We start from the raw sequence: 16,472 nt of genomic DNA on the forward strand, positions 1-16,472 counted from the left end.
ACAAGCGGTGAAAAGGGGGCTTCCCATGCACAAATGGCGCAGAATTCTGATCGTACTGTCGGTTCTGGTGGCGGTCATCGGCGGTGTTGTCTGCTGGGATGTCTATCGCGCGCAGGCCGTGGCCATCGACACCCTGACCTATGCCAGCGCCGGTAAGGTGGCCCGCGTAGAGGCTCTGATCGACGGCACGTCCATCACCAACCGTCTGTATAACGAGATCGCCCCCTATGAGGTGATCCCGGTAGCGGCACCAAGGCCTGCCGAACACAAGGAAGGCTTCCTGCAACGCATGTGGGACAAGAGCGCGTCTCTATTCGGCAGCAAGCCCAAACCGGCCCTTGAACCCGAACCGCAAAAGACCATTGACCTGCATCTATGCGCCCAGACGGCGGGTGAGGCGCAGGGCTTCGTCGCCCTGCTCAAATACCTCAAGCCACAACCGGCCAAGCTCAACTGGAAGCCCGATCCGCGCATCCGCTACGGTAGCTTTGCCGCGCGCCAGTACCGCATCAGCGGCGACGACTATCTGGTCGTGTCACGCAACGGTCTCGACTGGAAGGTGACGGGGCTGGAGCTGAGTGTGGCGCGGCGCAAGGCATTGGCCCGCACCTGCGCCGGCATTATTTAGGCTTTCCAAACGGCGGCCCATGCGCCAGATAGGGGCATGAGCGATTTCTTTGCCCCACCGCCCCGTCCTGTTGAAGGGGGGCTCTATATTATTGCGACGCCGATCGGTAATCTGCGCGACATCACCCTGCGCGCGCTCGACGTGCTGCGCGCCGCCGATGTGGTGCTGTGCGAAGATACGCGGGTGACGGGCAAGCTGCTCTCGGCCTATGACCTGAAGAAAAAGCTGATCCGTTACGACGACCATTCGGGGCCGCAGGTCATTCCGGAAATCCTGACCCGGCTGCACGCCGGTGACATCGTAGCGCAGGTGTCGGATGCCGGCACGCCTCTGGTCTCCGATCCGGGCTTCCGGCTGGTCAATATGGCGCTGGAAGCCGGGGCACGGGTGCATCCCATTCCGGGCCCGTCGGCCGTGATGGCGGCTTTGTGTCTGGCTGGATTGCCGACGGATCGGTTTATGTTTGCGGGGTTTCTGCCCAATAAATCAGCGGCCAGGAAGACCTTTCTGTCCGATTTTAAAGCGCTTGAATCAACAGTGGTTTTTTTTGAAACCGGTCCCCGCCTGCACGAGTCTCTGAGCGATATGCGTGCCGTTCTGGGCGAGCGTCCGGCGGCTGTGTGCCGAGAACTTACCAAGCTTTATGAAACCTGCGTGCGCGGTACGCTGGGCGAACTGATCGATTGTCGCGAACTTCAGGAGCCGAAGGGCGAGATTGTGGTGCTAATCGGGCCGGGTCAGGCCGAGGCAGCCTCTGCCGACGATCTGGATGCGGCCATTATCGACGCGCTGAAAACCCTGCCGCCGTCCGAAGCGGCGGCTCTCCTGGCGCAGAAGTTCGACCTGCCGCGCAAGGTCATCTACAAGCGGGCGCTGGATTTGAAATGAAACGCCCCAATGCCCACAAGGTAGAACGCGGGCAGAAGGCGCACAAACGCGGGCATCTGAGCGAATATATCGCGCTCGTTCATCTCTTGCTCACCGGGCACCGCATCTTGGGGTTTCGCTTGAAAACACCGGAAGGTGAAATCGACATTCTGGCCCTGCGCGGTCAACGCCTTGCGGTCATTGAGGTCAAGCAACGCCGCACCGTTATGGAGGCCCTGACAGCGGTCTCTCCCACCCAGAAATACCGTCTATGGCAGGCGGGTCATCAGCTTCAGGCCCGCCGCCCGCAACTGGCCAAACTCAGCCTGCACGTTGATCTCTATGTCGTGACGCCACGCGGTGTGCGCTACGTGCGCGACGCCTTTGCCGACGGAATCTGACCCCCGTCCCCTTGTGCTGACGCTCAAGCTCTATAAATAGATGGCAAGAAACGAGAGTTAGCCCTATGACCCTGCGCGTTGCCGTCCAGATGGACCCGATCGAAACCATCAATATCGCCGGGGATACCACCTTCCTGCTGATGATGGCGGCGCAAGCGCGCGGGCACGAACTGTGGGTCTATGAACCGCAACACCTGTCTCTGGAAGACGGTGAGATTTTCGCCCGCGCGCGCAAGGTAACGCTGCGGCCGGTCAAGGGCGATCACGTTACCGCCGACGCCTACCAGAAGCTCAATCTGGGCAGCGATGTCGATGTGGTGTTGATGCGTCAGGACCCGCCGTTTGATGTGGCCTATATTACCGCCACCTACCTGCTCGAAATGATCCATCCGAAGACGCTGGTCGTCAATGATCCGCGCAGCGTGCGCGATTGTCCGGAAAAACTGTTCGCCCAGCATTTTCAGGGTCTTCAACCGCCGACCCTGATCAGCGCCGATCCCGAAGCCCTGCGCGATTTTCAGCAGCGCCACGGTGACGTGATCCTGAAACCCCTGCATGGGGCGGCTGGTGGCGGTATCATCAAGCTCAAGGCGGATGACCGTAATCTCGATGCCCTGATCGAACTGCACGCGGCGATTGGTCGTGAGCCTCTGGTGCTGCAAAAATTCATCCCGGCCGTGTCGGCGGGTGACAAGCGCATCATTCTGGTCGATGGCGAAGTGGTCGGGGCCATCAATCGCGTGCCGCAAAAGGACGCGGTGCGTTCCAACCTGCGCGTCGGCGGAACGGCGGCGCCCACGACGCTGACGCCGCGTGATCTGGAAATCTGCGCGGCGGTGGGCCCGGCCCTGCGTGAACGCGGCCTCATCTTTGTGGGTCTTGACGTCATCGGGGATTATCTGACAGAAATCAACGTGACGTCGCCGACGGGCGCGGTGCAACTTAAAGCGTTTGACGGCATAGATGCGGGCGACGCTTTATGGAACGCGGTGGAACGTAAGCTGTCCACAGCCAAGGCTTAGAATCTAAAGGAAAATATCCGAGATTTCGTGGTTACGGCAGGTCTCATATTACAGTTTTGTGTATTTATGCCATTTTGTTCGATTTTTGTTCTTGATTTGTCTAAATTCATTCCCTAGGGTGTGGATAAGATTTGCGTAAGGTTAGCGCTTTGGCGTTTCCTTATGCAGTTATCCATTGGAGGGGACTATGCCGGCGCGTGTAACAACCGTGGCGTTTGAGGGGGCGAAGGCGCATCGCGTTGAGGCTGAGGTGCAAATTACCTCGGGTAATCTGGCCTTCGTGGTGGTCGGTCTGGGCGACAAGGCGGTGGCCGAAAGCCGCGACCGGGTGCGCGGGGCCTTTGCGGGCATGGGTTTGAGCATTCCCGCCAAGCGCATTGTCGCCAATCTGGCCCCCGCTGACCTGCCCAAGGAAGGCTCGCATTACGATCTGCCTATCGCGCTGGCACTGATGGTGATGATGGGCGTTATCCCGCAGGATGCGCTGGATGGCTATGTCTGTGCCGGTGAATTGAAGCTGGACGGGCAGATCGGGGCTATGGCCGGTGCCCTGCCCGCCGCCATTGCCGCAGGCTCTTACGGCATGGGGCTGATCTGTCCGGAAGCCAATGGCCGGGAAGCCGCCTGGGCCGGGGATGTACCCATACTGGCGCCACGCTCGCTGATTGACCTGATCGCGCATTTCAAGGGACAGGCGGTGCTCAGCGCACCGCAACCCGGCGAAGTAATATCAAAAGGGGCGCAGCCAGACCTGAAGGAGGTCAAGGGGCAGGAGGCCGCCAAACGGGCCCTCGAAATCGCCGCCGTGGGAGGACACAATCTGTTGTTTGTCGGCCCGCCCGGATCGGGCAAGTCGATGATGGCGCAGCGCCTGCCCGGCATATTACCGCCATTGACCGCCACCGAATTGCTGGAAACCTCGCAGATATGGTCGATGGCAGGTCTGCTGGAAAAGGGCAATCTGACGCGCGAGCGTCCATTTCGCTCGCCCCATCATTCTGCCTCAATGGCCGCACTTACGGGGGGCGGTTTACGCGCCAAGCCGGGGGAGGTGTCTTTGGCGCACAATGGCGTCCTGTTCCTGGATGAATTGCCCGAATATTCGCCACAGGCCCTCGACAGCCTGCGGCAACCGCTGGAAACCGGCGAAGTCGTCGTGGCGCGCGCCAACCATCACATCCGTTACCCGGCGCGGGTGCAACTGGTCGCCGCCATGAACCCCTGCCGCTGCGGTTATGGGGGTGTGGGGAAGGGGGCGTGCGGCAAAGCCCCGAAGTGTCAACGCGACTATCAGGGGCGTGTGTCCGGGCCGATGATGGATCGCATCGACCTGCAAATCGATGTGCCCCCGGTGACGGCGGCCGACATGGCTCTGCCGCCACCGGCTGAAGGTTCAGCGGAGGTCGCCGCCCGTGTACAGGCCGCGCGTCATATCCAGACGGAACGGGCGCGCCGCCTGGGCCTGCCGCCGGAGGCAGGTATCAATGCCACGGCGTCGGGGTCGGCGCTGGAATCCATTGCGCCACTGGACGAAGCGGCGCGTACCCTACTGGTGCAGGCGGCGCAGCGCGCCAACCTGTCGGCGCGGGCTTGGACACGCTGTGTGCGACTGGCGCGCACCATTGCCGATATAGAAAGCGCTCTGAGTGGTGAGAACACGCCCCTATTGCGTCGGCATGTGGCTGAAGCGCTGATCTATCGACGGGCGACATCCGAACCGCAGCCGACCGCCGTTTTATCGGGAAAAATACCGACCGCTTGAGCCGACGTTAAGGATTTGCCGCTAGGCTGCAACGGACTTCAAAACGAAGTACGGAGACACACGCCCCCCATGTCCAGACGCCAGACGTCCCTCGCGCCGGATCAGACAGACAGCCGTCTGATGACCGAAGCCGAAGCCCGCGAGGCGGCGCAGAAGCTCAAGGCGCGCGAGGATTTCTTCAAGCTGATGAGCCATGAAATCCGCACACCGCTCAATGGCGTGCTGGGGATGCTGTCGCTGCTCAATCGTACGTCGCTGACCGCTGAACAACAGTCCTATCTTCAGACTGCGCGCGAATCTGGCGAACATCTGCTGACTCTGGTCAACGATCTGCTAGACTATGCGCGTATCGAAGCCGGGCATATCCATCTGGAAAGCCATCTGGTCGAACTCGAACCCCTGCTGCAAAGCGTGGCTGAGCTTCTCTCACCGCGCGCCTATGCGGGGGGTATTGAAATCGCCTGGAGCCTCGATCCCCGTCTTGCGGCCATTGAAATTGATGAAGGACGTTTGCGTCAGATTCTGTTCAATCTGGCGGGCAATGCGCTCAAATTTACCCAGTCCGGCGGCGTTCTGATGGATGTGACGCTGACGGAGGCCGGGGCGGTGCGGTTCGGCGTGCGCGACACAGGGGCCGGTATTCCCGAAGAGGCGAGGGCGCGTATTTTCGAGGCCTTTGGGCAGGTCGATCCCTCGCACGCCGGGGCGCAATACGGCGGGGCGGGATTGGGGCTGGTCGTCGTCAAAAAACTGATCGAGGCCATGAATGCGGAACTCGACCTTCAGTCAGAGCCGGGCAAAGGGTCATTATTCACCGCAACCTTCCCCGTGGCCTGCACCCTGCGCGCCACACCTGAACTTCGCGCTGCCCCCGATGTCATATGCGTCACGACCAATCCGGTTCTGGCCGAGGCGGCGCAATCGCATCTCGACAGTTGTGGTATCCGTGTGCGTCAGGCCACTCAGCTTAAGGGCATTGGCCGTCGTTCACGCGCTGTGGTGCTGGCGGATCGCCGCGGCCTGTCTGAACCGGTGCCTGCACCCAACAACCGCAGTCTGATCCTGCTGGCCCCAGAAGAACGCGATGAAATCCCGGCCTGGCGCGATAAGGGCTGGGCCGGCTACCTGATTAAGCCCTTGCGCCGCAGTTCGCTGAAAGAACGTATCGAAACCCTGTCGCTCAAGCCTTTGCCAAACGAGGAACTGGCCGCGACGACCGAAGACGACCGTATCGTCCCGGTGGTTGCCCCCGGCGTGCAGGTGTTGCTGGTCGAAGATAATCCGGTCAATGCGTTGCTGGCGCAGATCCTGCTGCAACGCGAAGGCTGTCGGGTGGAGCGTGCCGCCAGTGGTGAAGAGGCGCTGCGTCTGATCGAAACGCAAAACCTCTATGATATTGTGTTCATGGACCTTGGTCTGCCCGGTCTGGATGGTATCGGCACGACAAAGGCCTTGCGCGCCAAAGGCGTGAGGGTGCCGATCATCGCCCTGACCGCCAATGCCTACGAAGAAGACAGGCGCGCCTGTCTGGCCGCAGGTATGGATGACTTCCTGACCAAACCCATTGAGCTGCCGGCGCTGCGCCATCGGCTGAGCCAATGGTGCGGGCGCGCGAACGCCGCCTGACGGGTTTTTTGCGCCCTTGCCAAATCAATGGCTTCCCCCGATGATCGGCGTTTAGAGCATTCGTCGGCTCAGTTGAGCCGTCGAATGGCTCTAAGTTTTTGCTTGGTCGCGATGTTTTTACGGAAAACCGCTCACACTTTTCCGCACATCGCTCCAGATCATTACCGGGGATACGCATGACCACGACGCCACCCGCCCAGCCTGAGACCAAGACCCTCTGGCAGGCCGTGAAGCCCTTCTTCACGCGCAAGACGCTGGCCATGATTTTTCTGGGTTTCTCGGCCGGTCTGACCCTCAGCCTGATCTTTGATACCCTGTCCATCTGGCTGCGCGATGAGGGTCTGTCGCTTGAGGTCATCGCCTTCTTTTCGCTGGCGACCTTTGCCTACAGCCTGAAATTTATGTGGGCCCCGCTGGTCGATCGGGTGCGTATCCCCGGCCTCACGGCGCTTTTGGGACACAGGCGAAGCTGGATGCTGATCATGCAGGTGGCGATCCTGCTGGGCCTGTGGACCATATCCGGGCTTAATCCTCAGGACCATCTGATGCTCATGGCTCTGATCGCTGTGTTGTTGGGATTTTTGGGGGCAACGCAGGATATTGTCATCGACGCGTGGCGGATTGAAAGCGCGGGCTCTGGGGGGCAGGCGGTATTGACGACGGCCTATACCTGGGGGGCGCGGGTTTCGACCTTTGTGGCCGGTATCCTGCCCCTGATCATTGCCGAACATTATGGCTGGCGACCGGCCTATGCACTGATGGCGGCCATGATGCTGATCGGTATTACGGGAACCCTGCTGGCGCGCGAAGGCGAGCATATTATCCGGCCTATCCACTACGGGGATTTGCCACCGCATCCGGTTACTGAAGCGCTCGAATGGGGCGGGCGCGTGCTGCTGATGCTGCTGGCGGCCTCGCTGATGGGGTCGGGGCTGACCGGTAATATCAGCCTGTTCCAGTTCCTGTTTCCAACCGCAGACGCCTATGAGGCGGCCAAAGCCGTGTGGACCAGCCGTGAAACCGGTATTTTTCTGCAATTCCCGGCGGTGCTGATCGGGTTGGGCCTGCTGTTTGTCGCCTGCCTGCCCTTGCCGCGCACGCCCACACGTCCGGGGGCCTATCTGCGTCAGACCTTTGTTGAACCGATGACCGATTTTCTGGTGCGCTATGAAAACCTCGCCTGGCTGATTCTGGCGGGTATCTGCGTCTATCGTCTGTCGGACTTTCTGCTCAATATCAATGGTGCCTTTTACCGTGATCTGGGTTTTGACCTCTCTGTGATCGGCGAAGTGCGCAAGATTTTCGGCGTCATCATGACCATTATCGGGGTGACGGCCGGCGGGCTTTCCATGACCCGGTTGGGCATGAAAAAGAGCCTGATCGTTGGGGCCTTTGCCTGCGCCGCGTCCAATTTTGCCTATGCCTGGCTGGCGACGCAGGGCAACAGCATTCCGGCCTTTTCCATCGCTCTGGCCATCGACAATATCTCCGGTGGCTATGCCGGGGTGGTGTTGGTCGCCTATATGTCGTCCCTGATTTCCGAGCGCTTTGCCGCCCCGCAGTACGCACTTCTGTCCTCGCTTTACGCGCTTCCGGGTAAGCTGCTGGCGTCACAATCTGGGCGCATCGTCGAAGGCGCAGCGCGCGGCGCCGATCAAGGCAATGTCGCAACACCCTTCATGGGCTATCTCAACAACCTGCCCGCTATCAGCTTTGCCAAACCGGCTGAGGCTCTGGGCGTCAGTCGCGAAGCACTGGGGGCGGGCTATATGCTGTTTTTCACCTATACGGCGCTGGTGGGGCTGGTCGCCGTTGTGCTGGCCCTCTGGCTGATCCGGGCGGGCGCCGTAAAAGAACAGGGCGAAGCCTGACGGCTCCGCCCTGTTTCATGTGTGGTGGGCTCGCCTTAAGGCTCAGCTATGGATATTGGCGCGGATATCATAGGCCGCGAAGGTGGCCATGGTCAGGATTTTAGTGACCGAATCCGACAGTTGACAGATCTGCACCGGCTTCGACAGGCCCAGCAGCAGGGGACCGACGACGGTTGCCCCGCCCAGAGCCTGCACCAGCTTGGTCGAGATTGACGCCGAGTGGATGGCCGGCATGACCAGAATATTGGCCGGAGCGGTCAGGCGCTGGAACGGGTAGTTGGCCCACAGGGCCGGGTCGAGCGCCACGTCGGGCGGCATTTCGCCTTCAAACTCGAAATCGACGCCGCGTTGTTCCAGAAGCTCAACCGCCTTGGCCACGCGGTCGGACCGCTCACCGGCCGGGTTGCCGAAGGTCGAATAGGACATGAAGGCGACGCGCGGCGTATGGCCCATGCCGCGCACAGCCATGGCCGCTTCGACGGCGATTTCGACCAGTTCTTCGGGATCGGGCAACTCGGCCACGGTGGTGTCGGCGATGAAGACCGTCTTGCCGCGCGCCAGCACGATGGATAGACCCATCACGCGCCCGCCGGGGGCCGGATCGACGACGCGCAGGACCTCCTCAAAGGCCTGATCGAAGGAGCGGGTGACGCCGGTGACCATGCCGTCAGCGTGGCCGGACAGGACCATGGCGGCGGCGAACGAGTTGCGGTCCTGATTGATCAGACGGTCTACGTCGCGCTTGAGGAAGCCCTTGCGTTGCAGGCGGCTGTAAAGAAGCTGTGAATAGGCCGAATTGCGGTGGCTCAGTCGGGCGTTGACGATTTCGATATCCTCTTCCGCCGGGTCGAGACCCGCCGCGCGCATATTGGCGGTGACAAGGTTTTCGCGGCCGCAAAGGATGGGTGTGCCCAGACCCTGCGCCTTGAAGGCGTGGGCGGCGCGGATGACCGAGATGTCTTCGCCTTCGGCAAAGACGATGCGCTTGGAGGGGCGTGACCGCACCGTGGCGGTGATGTTTTGCAGGAAGCCCGCCGACGGATCGAGGCGCTTTTCGAGCGTCTTGCGATAGGAGTCCATGTCCTCGATCGGCTTGCGCGCCACGCCGGTATCCATGGCGGCCTGCGCCACGAAGGGCGGAATGTACCAGATCAGGCGCGGGTCGAACGGCGTCGGGATGATGTAGTCCTTGCCAAACTTCAGGTGACGGCCTTGATAGGCGGCGGCGACTTCGTCCGGCACATCTTCGCGGGCCAGTTGCGCCAGCGCCATGGCAGCGGCCAGCTTCATCTCGTGATTGACGCGGCGGGCGCGCACGTCCAGCGCGCCGCGGAAGATATAGGGGAAGCCCAGAACGTTATTGACCTGATTGGGATAGTCCGAACGGCCCGTGGCGACGATAGCGTCATCGCGCACCTTGGCCACGTCTTCCGGCGTGATTTCCGGATCGGGATTGGCCATGGCGAAGATGATCGGTTGCGGCGCCATGGTGGCGACCATTTCCGGTGTGATGACGCCCTTGGCCGACAGACCGAGCACCACATCGGCACCGACCATCGCCTCCGCAAGTGTGCGCTTGTCCGTATCGGTGGCGTGGACCGACTTCCACTGATCCATCTCGACCGTGCGGCCCTTATATACCACGCCGTGGATATCGACGACGGTGGTGTTTTCCGGCTTCACGCCCATGGCCTTGATCAGGCCGATGGAGGACAGTCCCGCCGCGCCCGCGCCGCACAGCACGACCTTGGTGTCCTCGATCCGGCGGCCGGTGATTTCCAGCGCGTTGATCAGGCCGGCGGCGGCGATAATGGCCGTACCGTGCTGGTCGTCATGGAAGACGGGAATGTCAGCGAGGTCCTGAAGCGCCGACTCGATGATGAAGCATTCCGGCGACTTGATGTCTTCGAGATTGATGCCGCCGAAAGATGACGTAATGTTCTTGACCACGGTGATGAATTCATCGGGGTCCTGCGTCGCCACTTCGATATCGAACGAGTCGATATCGGCAAAGCGCTTGAACAGGACGGCCTTGCCTTCCATCACGGGCTTGGACGCCAGAGCCCCCAGATTGCCAAGACCGAGAATGGCGGTACCGTTTGAAATCACCGCGACCGTATTGCCTTTCGACGTATAGTCGTAGGCGGCATCGGGATTTTCGGCGATCTTGCGCACCGGCACAGCAACACCCGGCGAATAGGCCAGCGCCAGATCACGCTGCGTCGCCATAGGCTTGGTCGGTTGAAGCCCGATCTTCCCGGGGGTGGGGTACTGGTGGAAATTCAGGGCTTCTTCGTCACTGACCTTGGTCTTGTCGATGGGCATTCCGGCGTTCCGTCTCGCGCTTATTTGTCTGACAATTATAGGTTTACTTAGGGTGTTAGTATGGCAGTATAGGCTTGGGATAAACACCCTATTCCCCCTAAAACCGTCAAAAAAGGTTTTATTTCATTTCAATATCTGAAACGGAGGGCGGAATTCCGCACATAAGCCGGACCGCCGGATGAGGACGGCTGTGGAAATCCGCGCCATGCTGCATTTCGTGCGGGTGAGGTTTGTTAACACTGACTTAAGAACGCGCATCGGGTCCGAAAACCGCTTCACACTTTTCGGGATGCGCTCTAAACCAATCCCATGAACGCGACCCCCTCTTCCGAAAAAGACCTCAAAGCGCAACTCGACGGCGCGACGCCGGTGATGGCCCAGTATCTGGAGGTGAAGGCCGCCAATCCCGGCTCGCTCCTGTTCTTTCGCATGGGTGATTTTTACGAGCTATTTTTTGAGGATGCCGAGCAGGCGGCCGGGGCCCTGTCTCTGGCGCTCACCAAGCGCGGCAAGCATCAGGGCGAAGACATTCCCATGGCCGGTGTGCCCGCCCACGCCGCCGAAGCCTATATCGCCAAGCTGATCCGCCTGGGGTTCCGCGTCGCCATCTGCGACCAGCTTGAAGACCCGTCCGAAGCCAAAAAGCGCGGCTATAAGGCGGTGGTGAAACGTGGCATTACGCGCATCGTCACGCCGGGCACCCTGACCGAAGACAGCCTGCTGGAGGAGCGCGGCGCCAACCGACTGGTAGCCCTGTCACAGAGGGCGGGCGTGATGGCGCTGGCCTCGCTGGAACTGTCCACGGGTGAGGTGGAATGTCTGGAACTGACGCCGGAGACGCTGGGCACGCATCTGTCGGCGCTGCGGCCGTCCGAAAGCCTTGTGTCTGATCGTATTCTTCAGGATGAGAACCTCTACGCCCTGCTGAAATATTGCGGCGGCGCGATTCAGCCGCAACCGGCGTCTCTGTCCGATCCGGCGGCCGGCGCGGCGCGGCTGAAGCGGCTTTATGGCGTTGAAACGCTGGACGGGTTTGGGGCGTTTAGCCCGTCCGAACTGTCGGCGCTCGGGATGCTGGCGGCCTATATCGACTTGACGCAGGCGGGCAAGGCCCCGGTGCTCAAGGCCCCCAGAAAGGTCGCCTCTCTGGCCTATCTGGCCATCGACCCGTCCACCCGCCTCAGTCTGGAGATCGAGCGCACGCAAAAGGGCAGCCGCGAAGGCTCGCTGATGTCGGCCATCGACCGCACCATCACCTCCGGTGGCTCCCGCCTTCTGGCGGCGCGTTTGTCGCGTCCGCTGAACAACCCGGTCGAGATCAATCGCCGACTGGACGCCGTGCAGTGGTTCCTGGCTCAGCGGTCGCTGCGTCAGGAGGTGCGCGGCCGTTTGCGCGGCATGAGCGATATGGCGCGCGCCCTGTCGCGGCTGGGTCTGGGGCGTGGGGGGCCGCGAGATCTGAAGGTCATCCGCGACTGCCTCGATCTGGCCAGAGATATGGTCGGCCTGTTGCAGCCCAATAACCCGGAAACCCGGCTCGACCCTGAGTGGCCCGCTGAAATTCATGCCCATGTCGAGGCCCTGACCGCGTCGGAAAACGTGCTGGACCTGTTGTTCAAGCTCGACATGGCGCTGGTCGATGAGCCGCCCCTTACGACGCGCGATGGGGGTTTCATCAAGCCCGGCTACAACAGCCATCTTCAGGACGCCATCAGCCTGCGCAACGACTCGCGTCAGATCATACTGCGCATGGAGTCCGACCTCCAGCAGGAAACCGGCCTGCCGCTGAAGATCAAATATAATGCGGTTTTGGGCTATTTCATCGAACTGACGGCCAAACAGGCCGAGGCCTTGAGCGACACCCATCGTCAGCGCTTTATCCATCGTCAGACGCTCGCCAACCAGATGCGTTTTTCGACGCCGGACCTGATCGATCTTGACGCGCGCATCGCCCGCGCCGGGTCCGATGCGCTCAATCTCGAACTGGCCATTTTCGAGGACCTGCGCGAGGAGGTCCGCCGCAACGCGCATCCGTTGCAGGATATGTTCGACGCCTTCTGCGCGCTGGATGTCGCCGCCGCCGCGGCCGAATGGGCCGAAGACCTTGAGGCCACCCGCCCCGTCGTGGACGACAGCCTTGTCTTTGACGCCAGGGGGGCGCGTCACCCGGTCGTGGTGGCGGCCCTGCGCGCCGAAGGCAAGCCGTTCACGCCCAATGATTGCTGCCTCGATGCGTCGGGCCAGAGCGGGCCGCGGCTCGACCTCGTGACGGGGCCGAACATGGCCGGTAAATCGACCTTCTTGCGCCAAAACGCCCTGCTGGTGATCATGGCACAGGCCGGCCTGTTCGTTCCGGCGGCATCGTTCCGGCTGGGCGTGGTCGATCGCCTCTTTTCGCGCGTCGGGGCCGGTGACGATCTGGCGCAAGGGCGTTCGACCTTCATGATGGAGATGGTTGAAACCGCGGCCATCCTCACTCAGGCGACCCAGCGGTCCTTCGTCATTCTGGATGAGATCGGGCGCGGTACGGCGACCTTCGACGGTCTGGCCATCGCCTGGGCCTGCGCTGAGAACCTGCATGAGGTGGTTAAGGCACGCGCCCTGTTCGCCACCCACTATCATGAGCTGGCCCAGCTTGAATCCTTACTCGCCCATACCCACAATATCTCCATGACGGCGCGTGAGTGGAATGGCGAGCTGATCTTCCTGCACGAAGCCAAACGCGGCGCCGCGGATCGATCCTACGGCGTGCAGGTGGCGCGTCTGGCCGGAATGCCGCCGGTAGTGGTGGCCCGCGCCAAAGACATACTGGAGCGGCTGGAGACCGATAAGGCGCATCAGCTCAAACTGGATGATCTGCCCCTGTTTGCCACGGTTCAGGCACAGGTCGCGGTTGCTGCGGTGCAAAAGTCCGCCGAAACCGAGCTGGAAAAAGCGGTCAAAGGCATCAATCCGGACGACCTCAGCCCCCGCGAGGCCCTGGAAGTTATCTATCGTTTAAGGGGTTTGGTGTAATACAGGGATACGTCAATGCCGCCCGCAGGTGAACCCGCCCCCATGCTGACCAAGACCAGTCCCGCCCTGCTGAGCCACAGTATTGACGGCGCTCTGCTGCGCCGCAAACTGACCGAGGCCTATGAGGACTCGACCGGTGACGTGGCCGACCTGCGGCGCAAGGCGGTGGCCATTCTCAAGCGCGAATGGGATATGGCGCGCGAAAGCCTTCTGTCACATGTGGAGGACCACCGCGGCGGGCTATCCACGGCGCGTGAGCTGTCGAAACTGGCGGACGAAATCATCACGGCTTTGTGGGACTTTACCCTGACCCACGTCTATCGCGCGCGCAACCCGACCGAGGGTGAGCGTCTGGCGCTGGTGGCGGTGGGTGGCTACGGGCGTGGCGAACTGGCCCCCTATTCCGATCTCGACCTGCTGTTCTTGCGGGCGTGGAAGGAAACCCCGCACTCCGAAAGCGTCATCGAATTCATCCTCTATTCGCTGTGGGATCTGGGCCTGAAGGTCGGGCACGCCTCGCGCACGGTCGATGAAAGCCTCAAAATGGCGCGCGAAGACCACACGGTCATGACCGCGCTTCTCGAATACCGCCCTCTGGCCGGCGATAGCGGGCTGGTGCAGTATCTGAAAGAAAAGCTGGCGCTCGATGTCATGCGTCACGGCGCGTCTGATTTCGTCACGGCCAAGCTGGAGGAGCGCGATTTCCGTCACGCTAAGGCCGGAACGACGCGCTATGTCGTCGAACCCAATCTCAAAGAGGGCAAGGGCGGCTTACGCGACCTGCATACCCTGTTCTGGATCGCCAAATACCTGGCGGGGGCCACCCCTGCGCCAGTGCTGCGCGAAAGCCAGAAACCGCAGGCGGCGGGCGGCTGGGGCGTGCTCGACCCACTTCTGACCGAAAAAGAGCGCACCGCCTTTGTGCAGGCCTTCGACTTCCTGTGGAAGGTACGCATTCTGATCCACATGACGGCGGGGCGCGCCGAAGAACGCCTGAGCTTCGACCTTCAGCCGGAAATCGCCCGCCGCATGGGCTATGTCGAAGCCGATGGCGAGCCGGCGGTCGAACGTTTCATGCGCCGCTATTTTCTGGTGGCCAAGGAGGTGGGGGCGCTGACCCGCATCTTCTGCACCAAGCTGGAGGCGCAGCAGACCAAGCCGCTGCAACGCCTGACGCACTTTTTCCAGTCGGGGCTTCTGTCGCTGAGCAAGCCCGAACATCCGGGCCTGATCATCGACTCCGGTCGTCTGAGCGTGCAGAGCCCGGACGTGTTCAAAAAGGCCCCGATCGCCATGTTCAAGCTGTTTCGCATGGCGGACCGGCTGGAGATGGACCTGCACCCGGACGCCTTCACGGCGGTGGCGCGTAACCTGAAGCTGGTCAATGCGGCGCTGCGCCGTGACAAGGCCGTGGCCGAGGTCTTTCTGGATATACTCGTGCGCGGCAAAAACCCCTACCGCACCCTGTCTCTGATGACCGAGACGGGGCTTCTGGGGCGCTATATCCCTGAGTTCGGGCACATTGTGGCCCAGACCCAGTTCAACATGTACCACACCTACACGGTCGATGAGCATACCCTGCGCGCCATTGGTATCATCCGCGATATCGAGTTGGGGCAGCATAAGGAAGACCACCCGCTGGCCACGTCGCTGATCCCCAACTTGGCCAATAAGGAGACCCTTTACCTCGCCATGCTGTTGCACGATGTAGGCAAGGGCGGCGAGTTGGGGCAGGAGATCGAGGGCGAAATCGCTGCGCGGCGCGCCTGTGCGCGGCTGGGCCTCGAAAAGTGGCAGATTGATCAGGTGGCGTGGCTGGTGCGCCACCACCTTGTCCTGTCCGACTATGCGCAAAAGCGCGACGTGTCGGACCCCGAAACCGTGGCGTCTTTTGCGCGCATCGTTGAAACGCCTGAGCGCCTGCGTCAGCTTCTGGTTCTCACCGTCGCCGATATCCGCGCCGTGGGGCCGGGCGTGTGGAACGGCTGGAAAGGGCAGTTGATGCGTGAGCTTCAGGCCGCCACCGAAGCCGCCTTCCGTGGCGGGCGTGGCAGCGAAGGCGACGCCGTGACCCAGGTGCGCGAAGAGATTCAGGCGCGCGCCGCCGCCCTGCGTGAGTCCTTAAGCGCCGGGGATGCCCGGATGCGCGGTTGGCTCGATACAATGGAAGAGTCGTATCTGTTTGCCTTTTCTGCCGACGAAATCCGCCAGCACGCCCGTCAGGTGTGGAGCGCTGCCGAAGGCAAGGCCTCGGCTCAGGCCTATATCGACCATACGCGCAATGCCGCCCGTTTCTGCATTACGGGGCCGGACCGTCCGGGCCTGTTTGCTGATCTGGCGCGCTGCTTCACCAATATGGGTGCCAACGTCGTGGGGGCACAGGTCTTTACCTCCACCACGGCTCAGGCGCTCGACGTCTTCTACGTGCAGGACACGCAGGGCAAGCCCTTTGGCCATGACGATCCGGGCCGCATTCGTCAGATGGAACAGGCGCTTGAAAAGGCCGTCGGGGGTGAAGTGGCGGCGCCCCTGATCCATAAGGCGATCAATGCCCACCGCACGGCGGCCTTTGCTATCGCACCGACCGTGGTGTTCGACGATGAATCCAACCCGCAAATGACGATTATCGAGGTGTCCGGCCGCGACCGTCCGGGTCTTCTGGCCGATGTGGCCAGCGTGCTGGCGCGCGCGCATCTCGATACGGCTTCGGCCCACATCGACTGCTACGGCGAACGCGCCGTCGATGCCTTCTACGTGGTCGATCACTTTACGCGCAAACAACTCACCAAATCGCAGCGCGACAAGGTTCATCGCGCCCTGACCGATGTGCTGGACCCGCCCTCGGCCCCGTCACGTACCACCCCTACGCGGGCAAGGGCGTCGATGGCGCGGTAAGGAGCAGATTTAACCTCTTATTGAGACCCTTCCGTAACAATGTCATCCATTGTGTTGCGG

At 61.6% G+C, this 16,472-nt stretch carries 10 protein-coding genes; 9 read left to right on the plus strand and 1 reads right to left on the minus strand.

Features of this window, described 5'->3' with window-relative positions:
- Nucleotides 1-25: 25 nt before the first annotated feature.
- The 7 genes from EM6_RS09370 to EM6_RS09400 all read left to right on the plus strand — a co-directional run bounded on the left by EM6_RS09370 (nt 26) and on the right by EM6_RS09400 (nt 8,177).
- Nucleotides 26-628 carry a hypothetical protein gene (locus EM6_RS09370; RefSeq protein WP_126422203.1) on the plus strand — a complete coding sequence of 201 codons (603 nt, stop codon included), beginning with the start codon at nt 26-28 and terminating at the stop codon, nt 626-628.
- 36 nt (nt 629-664) lie between these two features.
- Nucleotides 665-1,516: a 16S rRNA (cytidine(1402)-2'-O)-methyltransferase gene (rsmI, locus tag EM6_RS09375; RefSeq protein WP_126422205.1), complete on the plus strand. Its 852-nt coding sequence runs from the start codon at nt 665-667 to the stop codon at nt 1,514-1,516.
- On the plus strand, nt 1,513-1,896 hold the full coding sequence (locus tag EM6_RS09380) for a YraN family protein (RefSeq protein ID WP_126422206.1): 384 nt from the start codon (nt 1,513-1,515) through the stop codon (nt 1,894-1,896). Before rsmI ends, EM6_RS09380 begins: the two co-directional genes overlap by 4 nt.
- A gap of 65 nt (nt 1,897-1,961) precedes the next feature.
- Entirely contained in the window at nt 1,962-2,918 is a 957-nt protein-coding gene (gene gshB, locus EM6_RS09385; RefSeq protein WP_126422208.1) for a glutathione synthase, read from the plus strand.
- Between the two features lie 187 nt (nt 2,919-3,105).
- The gene (locus EM6_RS09390) at nt 3,106-4,680 is read left to right on the plus strand and encodes a YifB family Mg chelatase-like AAA ATPase (protein ID WP_126422210.1); all 1,575 of its coding nucleotides are present in this window, start codon (nt 3,106-3,108) and stop codon (nt 4,678-4,680) included.
- Between the two features lie 69 nt (nt 4,681-4,749).
- Nucleotides 4,750-6,306 (plus strand): response regulator, encoded by a 1,557-nt coding sequence (locus EM6_RS09395; protein ID WP_126422212.1) that lies wholly within the window; start codon nt 4,750-4,752, stop codon nt 6,304-6,306.
- A gap of 176 nt (nt 6,307-6,482) precedes the next feature.
- Nucleotides 6,483-8,177: an AmpG family muropeptide MFS transporter gene (locus EM6_RS09400; RefSeq protein WP_126422214.1), complete on the plus strand. Its 1,695-nt coding sequence runs from the start codon at nt 6,483-6,485 to the stop codon at nt 8,175-8,177.
- Nucleotides 8,178-8,219: 42 nt separating this feature from the next.
- Here EM6_RS09400 and EM6_RS09405 read toward each other — a convergent pair whose 3' ends face one another.
- Nucleotides 8,220-10,502, minus strand: coding sequence for an NADP-dependent malic enzyme (locus EM6_RS09405; RefSeq protein WP_126422216.1), 2,283 nt, complete (start codon nt 10,500-10,502; stop codon nt 8,220-8,222).
- 309 nt (nt 10,503-10,811) lie between these two features.
- On the opposite strand from EM6_RS09405, the gene mutS reads away from it, so the two are divergent.
- Both mutS and EM6_RS09415 read left to right on the plus strand, forming a co-directional pair.
- Nucleotides 10,812-13,517 carry a DNA mismatch repair protein MutS gene (gene mutS / locus EM6_RS09410; RefSeq protein ID WP_126422218.1) on the plus strand — a complete coding sequence of 902 codons (2,706 nt, stop codon included), beginning with the start codon at nt 10,812-10,814 and terminating at the stop codon, nt 13,515-13,517.
- A gap of 15 nt (nt 13,518-13,532) precedes the next feature.
- On the plus strand, nt 13,533-16,412 hold the full coding sequence (locus tag EM6_RS09415) for a [protein-PII] uridylyltransferase (RefSeq protein WP_126422220.1): 2,880 nt from the start codon (nt 13,533-13,535) through the stop codon (nt 16,410-16,412).
- Nucleotides 16,413-16,472: the final 60 nt, after the last annotated feature.

The organism is Asticcacaulis excentricus (assembly GCF_003966695.1).
GTDB lineage: Bacteria > Pseudomonadota > Alphaproteobacteria > Caulobacterales > Caulobacteraceae > Asticcacaulis > Asticcacaulis excentricus_A.